We start from the raw sequence: 15,885 nt of genomic DNA, 5'->3' as shown, positions 1-15,885 counted from the left end.
CACGTATTGCTAAGGTTAATACATGCTCCTGTTGTTAGGGAGGCAGCACCTAAACCATCGTAAATGTAACCAACGACACTAAAAATTACAATCCATATATAACAAGCATTTTTGACTTTACAAATCCTGCTCCTGTATGTTTGCCAACGATTTATATAAAGTTGGATTTACAAAAGAAGATGTTGTACGAACTGCATTAGGCAGAATCAATGAAACCAATGTAGGGTATCAGTTGGACTTGGGAGGATTTGGAGGCTTGATTATTGTAGGTTTCGATCATACTGTTATAAATGTACCGGGAGAAAGTGATTTTAAAGTGTATGGAGGTGATTTAACTGATAAAGCTAATCCGCCAGCACCTGGATTAATATATGTTGCCTATGACAAAAATGGAAATGGAAAACCAGACGACGATGAATGGTACGAGATCATAGGAAGTCAGCATACAAAAGGAAATACAATAAAAGATTTTAAAATTATCTATCATAAAAAAGCTGCAGACTCCTATAGTAGTGGGAGGACCAAATGATATGTTTTCAGATCGTGAGCATATTTTTTGCGAAAATAATCAATCGGAGTCCTATTACATGCCAAGATGAAAACCAAAAAAGAATATTATCCTTTATGGGCAGCTCAAAATACAGTTACATATGAAGGAACAAAACTCAATGTAGATTTTGTAACGGCACGTCCGGGGCAAACTACCTTATGGAATTTCACACCTCCGGCAATGGGGATATGCCAATGCTGTTAACCCTAATATAGATATAGACTGGGCAGTAGATAAAAGCGGAAAAAAAGTAAATCTTCCGGGAATTAATTTTATCAAATAGAAACTGTGTTAGTGAACCAATGGGACTCTGCCATCAACAATCTTCAATGGCTACCAAATTTGCAGGAGCAGCAAATCTTCATTTATTAAAAAAATACAATTTAAAAAAAGTAAAATAATAAGTATATGAAAAAGTATTTAAAATATAGTCTGTTTATAGTAGCTATTGGCGCTTTTTATAGCTGTAAGTAATGACGATTCAAAACCCGAAGATCCTAAACCAGAACCAGTAAAAGAAGCTGTTATTACATTAAAGCTAGCTTCGGATTTTGCAGTAAATAGATATATATGTAGTAGCCATAGATCCTGTAGTTACTATTGAAAATAGTACAGATGCAATTGCGCAATACAAATGGACAGTAAAAGTAAACAATGCTGACGGAACAGTAAAAGATTCTGTTATTGGAGATACTAAGACTTTACAGTTTATAGCACCTAAAGCAGCCAATTATACTCTAGATTTAACTTTAACATTAGGTAAATTGATAAAACAAGCCACTACAAAAGTTACAGTTTCAGAAACAGGTAAAACCTATACTTCAAAAGCATTATCGCTTATTGATTATTTACCTGCTCCAAGTTATAATAATGACAATCTGGAATTTACTACCAAACCAGAAGTTCTGGCACAAATTCAGTTAGATCTTATAGAAGGAAATGATATTGGATTAGGAACTTTCGGCGGATCTATCGTTACAAAATTTGATCATACAGTCATAAATGCTTATGGAAATCCGCGATTCACAATTTCTATGAATGAGAACAATGGCAGCTTAAAATTTTCTCCTGTGAGCATATATGTTGCCTATGACGCGAATAAAAATGGCATTGCTGATGAAAATGAATGGGAACCGAAATCGCTGGAAGTGAACATCATAAATCTACTACTATCAAAAATTATGAAGTTACGTACAACAAACCAAATCCAGATAAACCAGCCGTAGCAGGAACAAAAGACTGGCAGTTTGACAAAGAGTATCTTAAATGGACAGACAATAAAAATGCATCCAGTTTTATTACAAAAACAAAAAAATGGAGACGCTATAATTATTATCCACAATGGATAGGAGAATCTTATACTCTAAAAGGAACAAAAATATACTTGCCAGTAAAAGATGTAAGTGATGGAGAAGGTACAACGTATAATGTAGGAACTTTTGAGTGGGGGTATGGAGGTATCAAAGACCCATCAATAGATATCAGCTGGGCTGTAGATAATAACGGAAAAAAAGTTCATTTACCAGGAATTGATTTTGTTAAAGTATACGTTTCGACATTTGCAGAAATTGGTGCTTCAGATTTAGTAACCAGCCATTTTAAGCAGGCCGAAGATTTAAATTTTCCAAAAAACAAATAAATTAGAACAGGCCTATTTGTTTAAATAAATAGGTCCATTCTAAAGCTATACAACCAGAATATTAACCCTAAATTTTATAAATAATGAAAAAAGTAATTTATTTTTTGACCGTTGGTTTGCTTTTAGGATTTTCGTCCTGTAGTAACGAAGATGATGCTTTAATTGATGGAAGTGCAAATGCAGTAACTAACAGTACAAACGCATCAACTAAAAGAATCCTCGCTGATCCTGCAATAGGAACAACAACAACCCTTAATCTTACCAATGCTTTATTAGCAAGCGGAACTACTACAACAGGAGGTAAATATTGGGAAAACACTTATGTATCTAATACAAAACTGAATGTAGATATCTTTACATTTTCGCATACCGCTACATCTGCAGGCTATAACTATTGGGATGGATTTATTGTTTCCAATGTAAATGATATTAAAGATTACGGTTCTGGAGCAGCTTTAGGCGGTTCAGATGGCTGGGTGCCTCACCAATGGGGAACTATGGCTGGAAGCGGATTCAATACTTCTTCTACCATTACACCAGGAACGCCAGGAACAACAGGAGATCCTTATATTGTAGCTTATTGGTCTAGTTATCTAGATCCAAAAAATCCACAAGGAACTACTTTTACTGAAACTGGTTTCTCAAACTGGATTAAAATCGGAAACACTGGATTATACGAAGTAAAAGGATTGAAAATAAATATGCACCCATGGCCTTACTATGGTTGTTTAAATGGAGATGGTTTTGCAAAGAAATTTGTTTCTGGGGATCATTTCGAATTATTAATTTATGGAGTTGATGAAAATGGAGTTATTTCAGCACCAATCACGCATTCATTAGCAAATTATACAGGATCTTCTCTTGTAATGCCAACAGGCTGGATTGATGTAACTGCAATTAAACTGGCTAATTTAGGAGAGGTAAAATATCTTATTTTCCAAATGGCTTCAACAGATTCAGATCCAACATACGGAATCAATACTGCGGCATACTTTTGTTTAGACAAACTTTCAGTAAAACGAGTAGATTAAGAAGAGCTATTTACAATACCAAAAGAGCCATTCTAAAGATGGCTCTTTTTATAGTCTTAAATATTTTATTAATAGCTCCGTCTATTATTTTACTTCTAAAGAAACGTCTATTAAATAGAAAACTACAGCAGGAATATAATTCTACATATTGCTTTTATAATTAAAACTAAAATACCACAAATATGAAAAGGAACCCTTTTAAAATTTTAAAAATCACATTGCTTTCAGCTTTCTTGCTGGGATTTATTGCATGTGAAAGTGACAAAGAAGAAGATCTGGGGAATGAAAATTCTACCGAAATACTTAAAGAATCATATACGATTAATCGATTTAAAGTTTTGGATATTAATCCAAATTTATCAGCCAATTCGCAACTAACCTGGAGTATAAATGACTCTGTAATTTCACAAAGTTCAGAGCTGAACTTCATCAGTCCGTATTTAAAGAATTATCCACTGACTTTAAAAGTAGAAACTAATGGAGTTGTAAAGACCTATAAAACGGCTATAAACGTAACCAAAGAATCTGGAAACTACAGTAAATATATCTCAAATGTATTTGACTTTCGCCCTGCCATAGGTCAGTTTACCAACGGAATTCCAGAATATTTACCTGGGAATACCGAAGCAAATCTTATCAATGCAGCAAAAAAGGCAATTGTTGGACCAAATTCAAGTATGATATCATTAGGAGGGTTTGGAGGTTATGTTGTATTTGGTTTTGATCATACGATTCCAAACATGAATGGTCGTGATTTTAAGGTTTTGGGAAATGCATTTTTTGGGAGTGAAGCCAATGAGGAACGCTTTGGATCTTGTGAGCCTGGGATTATTTTAGTGGCTTATGATAAAAATAAAAATGGAAAACCCGATGAAGACGAATGGTATGAAATAGCAGGAAGTGAATATTTTAAAAATACTACAGTAAAAAATTACAGCATTACTTACTTTAAACCAGATCCAAACAAGCAGCCAGTTGCAGGTGATGATTTTTGGCAAGCAGATGTTGAATATATTAAATGGCAGGACAATCAGGGAAATTCAGGCTATAAAACACAAAATACATTTCATAATCAAAGTTATTATCCATTATGGATTTCTGAAGCCTCATATACCCTTAAAGGAACAAAAATAAAAGATAATTTTTACGATCAGAGCGGTACAGGAAACTATTGGGTAGGGAAATCTTTTGATTTTGGATATGCAGATAATGCGCCGAATAATGATGAAGGTTCTAATATTGATATCTCTTGGGCAGTTGATAAAAACGGAAAATATATAAAACTACCTGGAATAGATTTCATAAAAATATACACCGGAATCAATCAGGAAGCTGGTTGGCTAGGAGAAGTTTCTACAGAAGTATCAGGAGCTTACGATCTATACCTTAAATAAACCTATAAAAATAATACAAAGAAAAAGTCCCCCAAACATGCTAAAAAAATAATTAAATTAAATACAACATGAAAAAACATTATTTTTTAATAATACTCTTGTTTGCTTTTTTTGCCAAGGCACAAATAACAGCACTAGATATTACTCGAAATGATAATAAGCAAAACGCGATAGCTACAAATCAAACTAAAAAAAGTGCTGTCAATACTACAACTTTCGATGATATTAAATATTGGGTAGGTACAGGTTCTAATCAGGCTGCATTTGTAGTACAATGGAATGATGGTAAAAATTCTGATGCATTAATCTGGGGGTTCAGATGGGATGGAACAGCAACAGGTGAAGATATGCTGAAAGCAATAGCAAAAGCAGATCGCCGATTTTTCTCTTTGCTATATCAGGGAGCACCAAGTGGAGGAACTGAGATAGGAGGATTAGGCTTTGACTTAAACGAAGTAAAAACAATCGGACTTTACAAAGATGCAAATGTTACCTATCCTTTTTATCCTTTAAATGGTATAGTAAAAACTACTGGCTATGATTTTGATAAATATACAGTTATAGATACAGATGATCATTGGCAATCTGGGTGGATTAATGGCAAGTGGTCTTATTGGGCAAAAAATACAACTGATACTGATTTTGCTAGTTTTGATTTAGGAGCAACCAAGCGCACTTTAGAAAATGGATCTTGGGATGTTTGGAATTATAAACCAAATAATGTTCAATTTCCCATTTCTTCAACATTTATTCCAGTTACATCTTATCAGACACCAATAAATTACTCCAATGGATTTTTTATGGTCAACGAAGAATGGTTCGGGCATGCAAATGGGTCTATTAATTTTATTAATGACAAAAATATAAACTATCGAATTTATAGCGCTGCTAATGACAATGAAGCTTTTGGAGCAACCACTCAGTATGGTACTATTTACGGAGATAAATTTTATTTTATTTCAAAACAAGCAGTAGATAAAGGGGATACTCAATATACACCAGGCGGAAGATTGGTTGTTGCCGATGCGCAAACCATGAAGAGAATCGCCAAATTTGATAATATTGGAGGAGGAGATGGACGTTCTTTTGTTGGTGTCAACGAAAATACTGGTTATATAGGAACATCAACAGGAATTTTTCTCTTTGATATTGCTAATATGAAGGTAGGAAATGTAATAGCAGGTACAGCTGGTTCTGTGCAAACAGGAAATATGATTCGTACCTCTCAATATGTATTTGCTGTAAGGCAGAATGCAGGAATTATGGTCATTGATCCAAATACCAATACCGCAATCAAAACCATTTCTGGTGGATTCCTTTCAGTTGTTCAAGCCAAAGATGGAAGTGTATGGGGAATTCAGGGACAAAAATTAATTAATATTGACCCTTTAACTTTTACAACAACAGAATATGCAATTCCAACAACTGGTAAATATTCAGGATCTTTTGGAGCTTGGAATGCTGGAAGTTTTACTTACAGCAACCAACAAAACGCTTTATTCTGGTTAAGCGGAATAAGAATTGTAAAATTTGATGTTACTTCAAAAACCTTTGATACCGATTTCGCAAAAGTTCCTGGACAAACAGCTACTTACAAACAAATACCATATGGAGCAGCATTACGTCTTGACCCAGTTTCTGATAATATAATTCTAAATACAACTGAAAATGGATATGGAGCACATTTTCAAAAAAACTGGATTCATATTTATGATAATACAGGAGTCTTAACAAATACCCGAATTTTAGATGATTACTACTGGTTCCCGTCCTTAGCAGTTTTTCCTGACAATTCAGCTCCAGTAGTGAATACTACTTTGCCTTCGCAGGTTTCAGTAAAAGAACCTATGGTAATTGATTTAAAAACGGTAGTTTCAGATACAGATAATTTAGCTGTAGCAATTGTAAAATCTGTAAAATCAAATAGCGATTCAGGGGTTGTTTCGGCAGTAATAAATACTAATGAAGAGTTGGTTTTGACAGCTCAATCTCCAGGAACAGCTACAGTTGTAATCAGTTTTAATTCTAATGGAAAAATAGTAGAAAAATCAATTGTCGTTAACACGACTACTTCTTCTTTGACTACTGGCGAATTCAGAAAACTGAAGTTAGCAATTTACCCTAATCCAGTTTCCGAAATGCTAACTATTCAAACAGAAGATACTATACTGAGTGTAGCCATTTATGATATTTCAGGAAAATCAATCCATACTGAAGTTAATAATAATCAAGTTAATGTAAGTGATTTTATAAAAGGAATGTACATTATTAATGTGGTTACCGATAAAGCCAACTATGTGCAGAAATTCATTAAGAAATAATTGAATCTTAATTTATAAATTCCACTAAAAGCCCCCTTTGCTAAATCAGTAAAGGGGGCTTTTTGATTAAAACAAAATATGGCATTCTTAATTTCGTACTGCTAAAAACACTGTGCGGTTTTTCCTAGTAACATCGATTGTTTTTGATAATTCCATACTTTTTATCTGTTATGATGCTTTGATAGTTGTTTAATTATCAGTAGGTATACATTTTTTTTGATGATTATATTGCAAAATCACTAAAAGTAGGTATTGTATATTCTAAAAATCGAACCTATATTGCGCAAATTTTATCTATTTAACACTATAATAACATATACCACAACCGTCTATCTTAATTCCTGTTTAAATATGAAAAAAAACTACCTATTACTCTTCTTATTATCCCCATTATTGATACAAGCCCAAGATATTCTTTGGGAGAAATCCTATGGAGGTAAACATGCCGATTATCTTTTTGATGCACAACCTACAGCCGATTATGGTTTTATACTCGCAGGCAGTTCATTATCAAGTAAAACAGGAAACAAGACCGATGACAATCATGGTGATTTAGATTATTGGATTTGGAAAATGGATGAAAAAGGTGATCTGGATTGGCAAAAAAGCTTTGGAGGAAGCGGTTTTGATTTACTACAAAGTATAAAAAATACAAGAGACGGTGGTTTCATACTCGCAGGTACTTCAAGTTCGCCTAAAGATTTTCAAAAAAAAGATCCCTCTAAAGGTCTTGCCGATTATTGGGTTATAAAACTGGATGCCAAAGGCGAAGAATTATGGCAACGAACCCTTGGCGGAAGTGGTCAGGATGAGCTGCTATGTGCTTTCCAAACCAAAGATGGCGGCTATATGCTAGGAGGTTCCTCGAGTTCAAGTCCTGCAAATACCAACTTACACGATCCGCAACCTTTAGATGCCAAACCAGACTTGTATGCTAAATCAGAAAAAAGCCGTGGTAACATGGATTATTGGATTGTAAAATTGGATAAGGCAGGAGTTGTAGAATGGCAAAAAACATATGGCGGTCAATATGCCGATTTACTTCGAAGCATGGAACAAACCAAGGATGGAGGGTACATATTAGGAGGATATTCTAATTCGCCACAATCCGGAGATAAAACTGAACCCAATAAAGGAATAGGAGATTATTGGGTTATAAAAATTGATGCTGTTGGAGTTATAGAATGGCAAAATACCTATGGCAGTAATGGAGACGATCAGTTGTATGTCATTCACCAAACACAAGATGGAGGTTATATTGCAGGAGGAAATTCTAACAGCACCCAGCCACTTACTACATTGGGCGGCATGGTAGGAAACGGAACCGATTATTGGGTACTAAGGCTAGACGAAAAAGGCGAAGTCATTTGGAGTAAAACCTATGATTTTGGAAAAGTAGATATCCTGACTTCATTAGTCGAAAACAAAGACAATACGTATTTAATTGGAGGTTATGCTCAAAGTGAGAACAAACATCCTACAACAGGTCTGACAGGAAAAGTCACTAATCTTATCAATAAAGACAAAGCAGGAATCAATGATTATATCGCTTTAAAAATAGATGACAAAGGCGAAGAACTCTGGAAGAAAACAGTAGGAAGCGCAGGAGAAGACATTTTACGCAAACTCATAGAAACCCGAGACGGCGGTTATCTTATGGCAGGAACTTCCAACTCTGATGCATCCAAAGATAAAAACGGAAGTATTGGCGGAAATGATTTTTGGGTAGTCAAACTAAAAGACAAAACCAAACTCGAAAAAGTAAAAACAAATGTAGAGGCAATTCCTAATCCCGCAGTAACATTTACCAATATCATCATAGGATATGAATATGAAAAAGGGACAGCCACAGTGGTTGATATGGCTGGTCGCATCCTACAACAATTCCCTATTACTGATAGAACTGTTCCTATTGATTTAGGCCAATATCCCGAAGGAATTTATGTGGTAAACATAAAAACGAATGTGCATACGGATGGTATTAAAGTAATAAGAAGAGGAAAATAAAATAAGTATGCCTGAATTAGCTTTCAAGCAAACGAATTTAGAATATATAATAAATTAATTTTTAAAACATTCATGAGAACAAAATTCATAATCTTATTTTTGTTGTTTGTACTATCAAGTAATACTCTTTTTGCTCAAAACGTATTACAAGTCAAACCTCCTTCTGCTGAAGTTGCTTCATTAGGAAAATATATTGACCAGCCTGTGTCATTAAACTCTGGCCTTGTAGATATTAGCGTTCCTATCTATAATTTTAAAGAAGGCCAACTAGAAATTCCAATTTCATTATCTTATTATTCTGGTGGAATAAAAGTAGAGGAAACTGCCTCTAAAGTAGGATTAGGCTGGAATTTAAATGCTGGCGGAGTTGTTTCCCGAACTATAAAACAATTGCCAGACGATTCTCCAAGTGGTTATATGTACACAAATCAAACGGTGACTGAGTTTCGTGCCAAAATTAGTGACCCCATGTTTACGAATGAGTACACTAATTCCTTAGACAGTAGAGATTATGAACCAGATAGTTTTATCGTTTAGTTTCCTGAATTATAGTGGTCGTTTTCATTATAACAAAAGTACACAGTCTTTTATACAGCTTCCTTTTAGCAATATTAAAATCACGCCTGTTTTTAATGCTAACAACACTATTTCTTCATGGATTTTTACAGACGAAAAAGGAATTAAATATTATTTTGGAAATACAAACGATACAGATAACAGAACCCAAGTAGAAAGACAGTTCGCTTCACCAGCTACAATTATAATAGTGAAGTGGGTATTACTGGTCAAACCAGTAATACCGATTATATATCATCATGGTTTTTAGTAAAAATTGAAAGTCCCAAAAAAGACCTTATCAATTTATTCTATCAAGAAAGTGATTTTTATGATGAAATCATTAAAACAGAAAGCAGTATTTATAAATGTTATGATAGTGACTCAATAGACTTAAATCACAAAGACGAAAATTATATAAAAAAAACAATTAAAGAAACTTACATCAATAAAATCACTTCAAAATCTCAAGAAGTCATTTTTGAAAACAAAATAGAAGAGCGGTTAGATGTTCCTAAAACAAAAGCTTTAGGAAGTATTTCTATTAAAACAGGTACTACATTGTTAAAAAAATACAGCTTTAATTACGACTATTTTATTTCCCACGATACTAAGTTTAATTGGGTATAGGCGATCGTTCAAGTAGTAGTTATAGATTAAAATTAAATTCAGTCCAAGAAGAAAATGCATTGGGGCAAAAGTTACCGCCCTTTAAGTTCTCTTATGACCCGGTGGATTTTCCAAATAAAACGTCATATGCTCAGGATGCTTGGGGCTATTATAATGGCGAAAGGGATAATAATTCTCTAATCCCTAAAATTCTTTACAATACAACTGGGTTTTGAAGTAATACTGGGATCGGCAATATCGTGCTGTAAATGAACACTATGCAAAGCTGGAATACTAACAAAAATAGAATACCCAACTGGAGGGAGCAGGGCTTTTTTTTATGAAAGTAATCAAGTTGGACTTATCGTAAACAAGCTTGACAATATTTCTCTTTTACACCTATTGAACGAAAAATAAATTATTAGAGCCTCCTACTAAAGATTTGCGAGAACCCTATTCTCATTTAGAAGAAAATCCAACAGCTGAATTAAAAGATTTTTATTCAAACGATTTCGAAATTAAAAATAGAGTAAGTGACTTTATAGTGTTTATAAATGTTGAAGGAGTCACAGGTGAAAACATTTCTACAACCGATGCTCATTTCACTTTTAGAATTTACGGTGTTACAGATCCTAATTTTAATATGACAATAGGCAGTAGACAAACTTCATTAGTAATACCCGATGGTAAATATATAATTGAAGCAAAAAAGCAAAGTTATCCTCGTTCAACATTTGGTTTTACAGTAATTATAAATTGGAACCAAAAAAAGGAAAATGAAGTGAAGGAGAAAGTGTAGGTGGATTAAGAATTAAAAAAATCATCACCTCTGATGCTAACGGAAATATCTAATCAAAGAATTTGATTACAACAGGTTCTCAACAAAAAAATCAAGTGGGTATTGCATGAACTATCCTTTCTTTATTGAATCTAATTACTTTATGGGTTTTCAAATAGCTATAAAATTTCAAGTCAATCTCAACTGCCATCAGTCAATCTTAGCAAAAGTACTGTAGCCTATGAAAATGTTACGGAATTTGATATAGACCCTATTGATAAAACCAATAATGGCAAAACGGAATACACTTATCTAGCAAATTTTATGCATGATGATCTTGAAAACCATCTAGAAGGCAATGGAAAAATGATTGATAAAAGGGATAAGTATTTGGTTGGAAAGTCGGAAATTTATTGCAAGCAGACACTTATGCTAAAACAAATACTGGTTTTAAAATAATAGAAAGTAAAATAAATGAATATGAAAGCTTTGGAACTTCTGTTATTCCAGACTTTGGGGTAATATTAGAAGTTAGAAATTATGGTCATCTTAATATCACAGGAATTGCATATATTATCTATTCAATTGGCTCACAATGGTTCAGACCAACATTCTCAAAAAGCATTAACTATCTTAATGAAATTGCTCCACTAGAGACTACAGAATCATACACTTACAACAACAATCCATTGTTGCCTTCGCAAATTAATAAGACCAATAGTAAAGGCGAAGAAATCATAAACAAGACATTTTATCCTGATGATATTATTAGTTCAAATTCACTAACCCCTCCATTAACATTGGGAGAATTGCAAATTATCAATAAATTAAAATCAAATAATCAACATCAGTTAACACAGCCCATTCAAGAAGAATTAGCAATCAAAAAAAATGGAGTAACCTCTAAAATATCAACAAGCAGAACCGTATTTGAAGATTGGGGAGATGATTTAATTGCTCCCAAAACGACAATGTCTGCCAAAGGTGATGGAGCCCTTGAAAACAAAATTAAATACAATTTAATTGATAAAACAAACGGCAATCTTCAGCAATATACCCCTGAAGGAGGTACGTCAGTATGCTATATTTGGGGGTATAATAAAACCCTGCCTATAGCCAAGATAGAAAATAGTACTTACGCAAGTATTCCTGCAGGCTTAATCACAGCTGCTCAAACGGCTTCAAACGAAGGAAATGTGGCGAGCTTATTAAGTGCTTTAAATAGTATCAGAAATGCACCAGAATTAGCCCATGCAATGGTTACCACCTACACTTATATCCCATTAGTTGGAGTAAGTACCATTACAGACCCTAAAGGAGATACAACTACCTACACCTACGATAGCTTTAACAGATTGCAGTTTGTTAAAGATAAACAAGGAAATATACTGAAGCAAAACACATATCATTATAAAAATCAATAATTTAAGAATGATGAATAAGAAATTTTTATTTTTAATAATATTACAAATAGTAGGTTTTTGGGGTATGCTCAAGACACTGGTATGACTCCTCCACCCGAAATATATTACTGGTATCCTGATAGAGACAAGGATGGGTATGGCGCAAACACTGATCCGATTATGAACTGAAGACCGAATTAGTCCCGCCTCTGGCTATATGGATAATAATTATGATTATGACGATACTAATCCGAAAATACTTAATATTCCTCCACAATATTTTTATAACGATGGGATAAAGATGGCTTTGGGAATCCAGCAGTTTCAGTGTATTATAGTATAATCCCGTGGGTTATGTAACCAATAATGACCGATTGTGATGATACCAATGCATCACTCAATCCAAATACAGTTTGGTACCACGATGCAGATGGAGATGGTTTTGGAATGCAAATCCATACAACGCAAAGCTGTATCCAACCAACAGGATACGTACGTAACTCATCAGATTATGATGATACAACTATAAATATAACTAATACTGCTCCGCAGACTTTTTATCAAGATGCAGATGGAGATGGTTATGGTAACCCTTCGATTATAGGGTATTATAGCATAAAGCCAACAGGTTATGTAACCAACAATGCCGATTGTAATGATACCAATGCATTGATTCATCCATATACAGTTTGGTATCGTGACGCAGATGGGGATGGTTTTGGGACTAATGCCAGTACAAAAACAAGCTGTATTCAGCCAGCAGGATATGTTAACAATGCATCTGATTATAATGACACGACTGTAAATATAACTAATATTGCTCCGCAGACTTTTTATCAAGATGCAGATGGCGATGGTTTTGGTAATCCCGCAGCTACAGTTTATTATAGTGTTATGCCAACAGGCTATGTAGCCAACAATGCAGATTGTAACGATACAGATGGCTCGCTTCATCCCAATACGGTTTGGTATCGCGATGCAGACGGGATGGTTTTGGTACTAATGCCAGTACAAAAACAAGCTGTACTCAACCAGCAGGATACGCTCGTAACGCTTCAGATTATGATGATACTACAGCAAATATAACCAACATTGCTCCTCAGACTTTTTATAGAGATGCAGATGCAGATGGTTTTGGTAATCCCGCAGTTACGATATATTACAGTGTAATGCCAGCTGGTTATGTAACTAACAATACCGATTGTAATGATGCCGATAATTCACTTAACCCCAATACAGTTTGGTACCATGATGCAGATGGAGATGGTTTTGGTACTAATACAACCACGGCAATAGGCTGTACTCAACCAGCAGGATACGTTCGTAATGCTTCCGATTGTAATGACACTATTGCATCTCTTAATCCAAATACTGTTTGGTACCGTGATGCAGATGGAGATGGTTTTGGTACTAGCAGCGTTACAACAAAAAGTTGTATTCAGCCAGAGGGATACGTTAGTAATGCTTCTGATTATAACGATGCTACCGCAAATATAACCAATATTGCTCCGCAGACTTTTTATCAAGATGCAGACAGGGATGGTTTTGGTAATCCGGCTGCTTCAGTTTATTATAGTGTTATACCAGCAGGCTATGTAACAAACAATACGGATTGTAACGATGCTGATGATTCACTTAATCCAAACACAAAATGGTATGCCGATAATGATAAAGATGGCTTAGGAGATCCTTTAAATTTTGTGCAGCAGTGTACAAGTCCTGGAGGTAATTACACTCGAGATAATAGCGATAATTGCCCATTACTACCAGGAACTAGTCCTGATTGTGATAATATACTATTGCCTTCATTAGATCACAATTATATTATAACTACTGCTTATAAGAAACCAACCATAAACGCTCTTGAAACCCCATCAGCAGATCAAGCTCAAACCAATATCACTTATTTTGATGGACTAGGCAGACCAATGCAACAAATTGCCAACAAGCAATCTAATTCAGGTAAAGATATTATTACCCACATTGGCTATGATGCTTTTGGGCGACAAACACAGGAATATTTACCATATGGCGCAACATCGTCTAATATGGCTTATGAGGCCCAAGCTGCAGCCAATACCATTAGTTTTTATAGTACGGAGAAATACGAAAACACATCCAATCCTTTTTCAGAAAAGAAATTGGAATCCTCTCCGTTAAGCCGTGTATTAAAACAAGCAGCTCCAGGAAATGCATGGGCTAAGGATGGAGGCCACGAAATTAAATTCGATTACCAAACCAATACCGCTAGTGAAGTAAAACTATATAAAACAACAACAAATTGGAATGCAGGATTGGGATTGTATGAAATTGCTTTTTTGGATAACGGAAATTATGCCGCCAGTGAGTTATATAAAACCATTACCTACGATGAGAATACTAGCTCCAGGATCAAAAGTAGGAACAGAAGAATTTAAGAACAAAGAAGGACAGGTCGTTTTAAAAAGAACCTACGAATCAGGTATAAAACACGATACGTATTATATTTATGATAACTATAGAAATCTAACCTATGTAATTCCGCCAAAGGCAGACGGAGCTATAACCGAAGAAGCCTTAAACGGATTGTGTTACCAATACAAATATGACAATAGCAATCGTTTGGTCGAAAAAAAATTACCTGGCAAGCAATGGGAGTTTATAGTGTATGACAAACTAGATCGTCCTGTGGCTACAGGACCTGTAAATTCTCCTTTTAAAGAGGATACAGCCGATAGGCTGGTTAATAACCAAATATGATGCTTTTAGTAGACCAATTTATACAGGTTGGTTAAATTCAACCGCGAATGCATCAAGTAGAAAAACCATGCAGGATGCTCAAAATACAGCTGCTGTTTTATTCGAAACCAAACAAACTTCTGGTACTATCGATGGAATCGCTGTAAATTATAGTAATGCTATTGAGCCAACAGTTTCACGCTCCTAACCGTAAATTATTATGATAATTATGTCTATCCTAATGCAGCAACAGTTCCTACAGCAGTTGAAGGGCAGCATGTTTTGGCTAATGCTAAAAGGATTATCAACAGGCAGTTGGACTAGAGCGCTAGGACTTGCTTCTGCTATTACCGGAGAAACTACTAGTACCTTTTACGATAGTAAAGCCAGACCAATACATAGTATACTCAAAATTACTTGGGAGGACTATACTACTACTTCTAGTAAACTGGATTTTACAGGGAAACCAGAATATACCATTACCAAGCACAAGCCAATGTCAGGAGCAGCAGAATTAGTCATAAAAGAAGAATTTACCTACTCCCCACAAGATCGTCTGCTTACCCATACCCATCAGATAAATGGAGGCATAGTACAGCTGCTTGCCGATAATGAGTATGATGAACTAGGCCAACTTATAAGTAAAAAAGTAGGGAACAATATTGGAAATCCATTGCAAAATGTTAATTATAGTTATAATATAAGAGGCTGGCTAACAGAAATAAACAAAATAGATAATTTAGAACAGAATAGTGACCCTAAAGACTTATTTGCTTTTAAAATTAATTACAACAACGAAACGACAGACTCTAGTATTAAACCTTTATATAATGGCAATATAGCCGAAACCTATTGGAAAACACTCTCTGATGGAGGATTT

Annotated in this window: 16 protein-coding genes and 1 pseudogene; all 17 read left to right on the top strand. The window is 34.7% G+C overall.

Annotation, left to right across the window (positions count from 1 at the left end; all coding sequences use genetic code 11):
- Positions 1 to 136: 136 nt before the first annotated feature.
- Positions 137 to 529 (top strand): hypothetical protein, encoded by a 393-nt coding sequence (locus AC1RYN_RS17090; RefSeq protein ID WP_481807898.1) that lies wholly within the window; start codon positions 137 to 139, stop codon positions 527 to 529.
- Between the two features lie 66 nt (positions 530 to 595).
- Positions 596 to 754, top strand: coding sequence for a hypothetical protein (locus tag AC1RYN_RS17085; RefSeq protein WP_481807897.1), 159 nt, complete (start codon positions 596 to 598; stop codon positions 752 to 754).
- Positions 755 to 1,314: 560 nt separating this feature from the next.
- Positions 1,315 to 1,776, top strand: a complete 462-nt coding sequence (locus tag AC1RYN_RS17080; RefSeq protein WP_481807896.1) for a hypothetical protein — start codon at positions 1,315 to 1,317, stop codon at positions 1,774 to 1,776.
- Positions 1,677 to 2,189, top strand: a complete 513-nt coding sequence (locus AC1RYN_RS17075) for a hypothetical protein (RefSeq protein WP_481807895.1) — start codon at positions 1,677 to 1,679, stop codon at positions 2,187 to 2,189. The genes AC1RYN_RS17080 and AC1RYN_RS17075 overlap by 100 nt, the downstream gene beginning before the upstream one ends.
- Before the next feature lie 83 nt (positions 2,190 to 2,272).
- On the top strand, positions 2,273 to 3,220 hold the full coding sequence (locus AC1RYN_RS17070) for a DUF4465 domain-containing protein (protein ID WP_481807894.1): 948 nt from the start codon (positions 2,273 to 2,275) through the stop codon (positions 3,218 to 3,220).
- A 182-nt stretch (positions 3,221 to 3,402) separates the two neighbouring features.
- Positions 3,403 to 4,614 carry a cell surface protein gene (locus AC1RYN_RS17065; RefSeq protein ID WP_481807893.1) on the top strand — a complete coding sequence of 404 codons (1,212 nt, stop codon included), beginning with the start codon at positions 3,403 to 3,405 and terminating at the stop codon, positions 4,612 to 4,614.
- 68 nt (positions 4,615 to 4,682) lie between these two features.
- Positions 4,683 to 6,935 carry a T9SS type A sorting domain-containing protein gene (locus tag AC1RYN_RS17060; protein ID WP_481807892.1) on the top strand — a complete coding sequence of 751 codons (2,253 nt, stop codon included), beginning with the start codon at positions 4,683 to 4,685 and terminating at the stop codon, positions 6,933 to 6,935.
- A 351-nt stretch (positions 6,936 to 7,286) separates the two neighbouring features.
- Positions 7,287 to 8,942: a T9SS type A sorting domain-containing protein gene (locus AC1RYN_RS17055; RefSeq protein ID WP_481807891.1), complete on the top strand. Its 1,656-nt coding sequence runs from the start codon at positions 7,287 to 7,289 to the stop codon at positions 8,940 to 8,942.
- Between the two features lie 72 nt (positions 8,943 to 9,014).
- The gene (locus AC1RYN_RS17050; RefSeq protein ID WP_481807890.1) at positions 9,015 to 9,479 is read left to right on the top strand and encodes a hypothetical protein; all 465 of its coding nucleotides are present in this window, start codon (positions 9,015 to 9,017) and stop codon (positions 9,477 to 9,479) included.
- Entirely contained in the window at positions 9,454 to 9,768 is a 315-nt protein-coding gene (locus tag AC1RYN_RS17045) for a hypothetical protein (protein ID WP_481807889.1), read from the top strand. Before AC1RYN_RS17050 ends, AC1RYN_RS17045 begins: the two co-directional genes overlap by 26 nt.
- Complete coding sequence (locus AC1RYN_RS17040; RefSeq protein WP_481807888.1) at positions 9,714 to 10,127, top strand: hypothetical protein; 414 nt, start codon at positions 9,714 to 9,716, stop codon at positions 10,125 to 10,127. Before AC1RYN_RS17045 ends, AC1RYN_RS17040 begins: the two co-directional genes overlap by 55 nt.
- 421 nt (positions 10,128 to 10,548) lie before the next feature.
- On the top strand, positions 10,549 to 10,905 hold the full coding sequence (locus AC1RYN_RS17035; RefSeq protein ID WP_481807887.1) for a hypothetical protein: 357 nt from the start codon (positions 10,549 to 10,551) through the stop codon (positions 10,903 to 10,905).
- A 392-nt stretch (positions 10,906 to 11,297) separates the two neighbouring features.
- Positions 11,298 to 12,308, top strand: coding sequence for an RHS repeat domain-containing protein (locus tag AC1RYN_RS17030; protein ID WP_481807886.1), 1,011 nt, complete (start codon positions 11,298 to 11,300; stop codon positions 12,306 to 12,308).
- Positions 12,309 to 12,653: 345 nt separating this feature from the next.
- Positions 12,654 to 13,373, top strand: a complete 720-nt coding sequence (locus tag AC1RYN_RS17025) for a MopE-related protein (protein WP_481807885.1) — start codon at positions 12,654 to 12,656, stop codon at positions 13,371 to 13,373.
- Positions 13,374 to 13,456: 83 nt separating this feature from the next.
- Positions 13,457 to 14,704: a DUF6443 domain-containing protein gene (locus AC1RYN_RS17020; protein WP_481807899.1), complete on the top strand. Its 1,248-nt coding sequence runs from the start codon at positions 13,457 to 13,459 to the stop codon at positions 14,702 to 14,704.
- Positions 14,658 to 15,026 (top strand): hypothetical protein, encoded by a 369-nt coding sequence (locus AC1RYN_RS17015; RefSeq protein WP_481807884.1) that lies wholly within the window; start codon positions 14,658 to 14,660, stop codon positions 15,024 to 15,026. The genes AC1RYN_RS17020 and AC1RYN_RS17015 overlap by 47 nt, the downstream gene beginning before the upstream one ends.
- 268 nt (positions 15,027 to 15,294) lie before the next feature.
- Positions 15,295 to 15,885, top strand: a pseudogene (locus AC1RYN_RS17010) (DUF6443 domain-containing protein); the annotation flags it as partial.

Source organism: Flavobacterium sp. TC780 (assembly GCF_056783245.1).
The sequence above is the reverse complement of the archived record's forward strand: the minus strand, read 5'-3'. Positions and strand labels throughout refer to the sequence as shown.

Excerpts from the sequence above, each read along its gene's own strand:
- AC1RYN_RS17075 (WP_481807895.1), top strand. The coding sequence starts at position 1,677 with ATGGGAACCGAAATCGCTGGAAGTGAACATCATAAATCTACTACTATC.
- AC1RYN_RS17045 (WP_481807889.1), top strand. The coding sequence starts at position 9,454 with ATGAACCAGATAGTTTTATCGTTTAGTTTCCTGAATTATAGTGGTCGT.
- AC1RYN_RS17055 (WP_481807891.1), top strand. The coding sequence starts at position 7,287 with ATGAAAAAAAACTACCTATTACTCTTCTTATTATCCCCATTATTGATA.
- AC1RYN_RS17025 (WP_481807885.1), top strand. The coding sequence starts at position 12,654 with ATGACCGATTGTGATGATACCAATGCATCACTCAATCCAAATACAGTT.
- AC1RYN_RS17065 (WP_481807893.1), top strand. The coding sequence starts at position 3,403 with ATGAAAAGGAACCCTTTTAAAATTTTAAAAATCACATTGCTTTCAGCT.
- AC1RYN_RS17060 (WP_481807892.1), top strand. The coding sequence starts at position 4,683 with ATGAAAAAACATTATTTTTTAATAATACTCTTGTTTGCTTTTTTTGCC.
- AC1RYN_RS17020 (WP_481807899.1), top strand. The coding sequence starts at position 13,457 with ATGCCAGCTGGTTATGTAACTAACAATACCGATTGTAATGATGCCGAT.
- AC1RYN_RS17090 (WP_481807898.1), top strand. The coding sequence starts at position 137 with ATGTTTGCCAACGATTTATATAAAGTTGGATTTACAAAAGAAGATGTT.
- AC1RYN_RS17015 (WP_481807884.1), top strand. The coding sequence starts at position 14,658 with ATGAGAATACTAGCTCCAGGATCAAAAGTAGGAACAGAAGAATTTAAG.
- AC1RYN_RS17070 (WP_481807894.1), top strand. The coding sequence starts at position 2,273 with ATGAAAAAAGTAATTTATTTTTTGACCGTTGGTTTGCTTTTAGGATTT.
- AC1RYN_RS17050 (WP_481807890.1), top strand. The coding sequence starts at position 9,015 with ATGAGAACAAAATTCATAATCTTATTTTTGTTGTTTGTACTATCAAGT.
- AC1RYN_RS17085 (WP_481807897.1), top strand. The coding sequence starts at position 596 with ATGAAAACCAAAAAAGAATATTATCCTTTATGGGCAGCTCAAAATACA.